1 protein-coding gene is annotated in these 272 nt (G+C 67.3%); it reads right to left on the reverse strand.

What is annotated here, in order from left to right; translation table 11 throughout:
* The coding region (locus WDW90_RS39455; RefSeq protein ID WP_336493038.1) for a hypothetical protein at positions 1-272 on the reverse strand (272 nt) is incomplete at both ends.

Here is a 272-nt window from a genome sequence, read left to right on the forward strand (position 1 = left end):
CTGATTCCGCGCGGTCCCGGAGGCGTGTAATCCGGACTGTCGTCGCTTGACTCCGTCTCGTCCGCGAGGGAGAAGGCGCGCATCCGCTGCACGTACTGGTTCAGCGTGTGCTGCTGGCGGCGCAGGTCCGAGATCTGCGTCTCGGCATCCAGCATCATCGAGGGGAGCAGTTCGTCGGTGTCGCGGTTGACAGCCGTGGCGCGGGAGATCGTGGCGGAGACGAGACGCTCGCAGTATGCGCGGGCGTTCTGGGTCTCCTCCTCGGCGCGCTG

The organism is Methylobacterium nigriterrae (assembly GCF_037106235.1).
GTDB classification, from domain to species: domain Bacteria; phylum Pseudomonadota; class Alphaproteobacteria; order Rhizobiales; family Beijerinckiaceae; genus Methylobacterium; species Methylobacterium nigriterrae.